Source organism: Pseudoalteromonas sp. MMG005, from assembly GCF_018101015.1.
In the GTDB taxonomy this organism is placed as follows: Bacteria; Pseudomonadota; Gammaproteobacteria; order Enterobacterales; family Alteromonadaceae; genus Pseudoalteromonas; species Pseudoalteromonas aurantia.
The window spans coordinates 1-2,988 of record NZ_JAGJEK010000053.1 but is presented as its reverse complement, the minus strand read 5'-3'; the positions used below and the strand labels follow the sequence as shown (position 1 = coordinate 2,988).

Below are 2,988 nucleotides of genomic sequence, written 5' to 3'. Positions count from 1 at the left end.
AGTTCACAGTTGCCAGATTACATGGTTCCCAACCAGTTTATGGTGTTAGCACAGCTGCCGTTAACGGCGAATGGTAAAGTCGATAAAAGGGCATTACCTGTCCCTGAGCAACATACGCACAGTTACCGAGCTGCATACACAGCAACTGAAAAGCAACTACAAGAAATATGGGCTGAGTTATTGAAGCGACCTTTGGCAGAGCTTAGCTGTGATGCGAACTTCTTTGCCCTAGGGGGCGATTCTATTTTGTCTATCCAGTTGGTATCTCGCGCTGCGGAGCAAGGGCTTTACTTTAGTGTAAAGGATTTATTTCAGCACCAAACGATTATGACACTGGCCACGCAGGTCAAATACAGTAAAACGCACACGGTGGTGCAAGACGAAGTAACATCAGAGATGGCATTATTACCGATACATCATGCTTTTTTCAGTGACGAAACGGCACTAGAGCACTTTAACCAATCGGTGTTATTAGAAACCCCAGAATTATTTGATGATACGTGTTTGGCACCGATAGTGACTGCATTACTCACTCGGCATGACGCCTTACGCTTGCGGTTTACTAAGGTTGATACTCAATGGCGAGGACAGCATCAGCGAGTAGCAGAAGTTGACGCTGCGAAGTGCACCTCAATACAAGCATGGGATGGTGAGGCGGATAGCCTAACAGCAGCGGCAGAGCAGGTGCAACGCAGTTTGTCTCCGAGTACGGGTGAATTATTACGCTTCGTGTATTTTCATCACGGACAGGGTAAAGGGCGCTTATTATTGGTGATACACCATTTAGTTGTTGATGGCGTATCTTGGCGTATTTTGCTAGCAGATATTGCTCGATTATATCAGCAATATCAAGGGGGGGAGCGACTACAGCTAGCACAGAAAACCAACAGTTATCAACAATGGAGTGAATACCTCCATGCGTATAGTGTTAGTGATGAACTACAAGCGCAAATGGCGCATTGGGTCAATAGCAGTGAGAGTCATAGTTGGTTAGCGCATTACGGTCAATTGGATGGACAAGCCAGTGGTCATCGACAGCAAGTACAGTTAGCACTGAGTGAGGCACAAACGCAGGCATTATTAAGCAAGGTCCCCCATAGCTATCGGACACAGGTTAACGAAATACTGTTGGCGGGTTTGTGGTTAGCGCATCAGCGAAGCAGTGGCGCTGAGTCGTTATCAGTGACATTGGAAGGGCATGGCCGAGAAAGTTTAGATGGCACAATAGATTTGAGTCAGACGGTAGGATGGTTTACGAGTTTATATCCACTGCACCTGAGGTGCACGCATAGTGCAGAAGTTGGGGCGGTGGTGATGGCGGTGAAAGAGCAATACCGGCAAGTGCCCAGTGCAGGGATAGGGTATGGGGTTTTAAAGTACCTCACAGGGGAGCCGATGCTGGCAAAAGTGAAGACGCCGGCCTTGCAGTTTAATTATTTAGGGCAGTTTGACCAAAGTGTGTCGGAGGCGGGGGCATTCGCAGTGGCACAAGAAAGCAGTGGTCAGCATATCAGTGCGGCGCGGATCGACAGTGATGAATTAGTGCTCAATGGCAAGGTGGTCTTTGGTAGTCTGAATTTCACTCTTAATTATGATAGTGGGCGCTATAGTACAGAGCGTTTAACGCAATTAATGCAAGCGTATGAGCAGGCGTTGAAAGACATCATAGTACATTGTGAACATCGAGGTGAAGGGCCTTATACTCCGAGTGATTTTGCACTGGCACAGGTAACAACAGAGACGTTATTGAGATGGCAAGAAAACAAGGATATAGCAGACTTGTATCCAGCTACGGGGATGCAACAAGGCTTGTTGTTTCATAGTTTATTAGAAGCAGGAAGTTATGTTACACAAACGAGAATTAGTTTTAAACAGCTAGATGTTGCGTCATTTAAAGCGGCGTGGGCAGAGGTGGTGCGTCGGCACCATATTTTTAGAACGGCTTTTGTGGGTATTGAAGAAGGGAATGCGCATCAATTGGTAGCGAAGGCAGCAGTGCTGCCTTGGCATGAAGAAGATTTAAGTCAATTATTGGCAGAAGAGCAAGAGCGCTATTTAGAGACGTTTCAATGTGCGGATAAACGGCAAGGGTTTGAGAGTCATGTGGCGCCTTTAATGCGGTGTAGTTTATTTAAGTTAGGGGAAGAACACAGTCTGATATGGAGTTATCACCATGCATTGTTGGATGGTTGGTGTATCCCATTGGTGTTTAAAGAGATTAATGAATGTTATAGCGCGATAATGACGCAGCAAGCAATGTTGGAGGAGCCACAGCATAGTTATCGTGATTATGCGCAGTGGTTGAGTGAGCAAGATAACAAGGCAACAGAGCTGTATTGGCAAACGGTGTTAGAGAATGTCACCAGTCATACACAGTTACCACCAAATGAAGGTGTGGCGTGTGATGTGGGGGTTGAGCATAGGATAGAGTTTAGTGAGGATGAAACAGCGGCGTTACAGCAATTGGCAGCGCGCGCGCATACGACGTTAAATATAGTGGTGCAAACGGCTTGGGGGTTGTTATTACAACGTTATGGCAATCAAGAGTCGGTGGTGTTTGGGTCAGTGACATCAGGGCGTCCGGCGGGTTTAGCTGGTGTAGAGTCAATCTTGGGGCTGTTTATAAATACAGTCCCGGTGGTGCTAGAGGGCATGCCAGCAGGGGACGTCACCACACTATTGGGCGCACAGCATGCCCAGCAAGTGGCACGAGAGTCACACAGCTATTACCCGTTATATGAAATACAAAAGCAGGGGTCATTGGGTGAGCAATTATTTAATAGTGTGTTTGTTTTTGAGAATTACCCGGTAGATGAACAGTTAAGTCATGAAGGAGCACAAGGAGGATTGGTTGTTACGGCAGCGGATACGACAGAGGGAACAAACTATGAGTTAGCGGTTGTTGCGCATGTATCTGAAGGGTTAAGCATTCGCTTGGAAGGGGGGGCTGGGAAGTATAATGCGCCAAGTTTGGCACGAATAGGGGGG

1 protein-coding gene is annotated in these 2,988 nt (G+C 47.0%); it reads left to right on the top strand.

Annotated elements, in window-relative coordinates; all coding sequences use genetic code 11:
• Positions 1 to 2,988 (top strand): condensation domain-containing protein (locus J8M01_RS23600; RefSeq protein WP_247671263.1); only part of this gene is annotated, 2,988 nt, incomplete at both ends.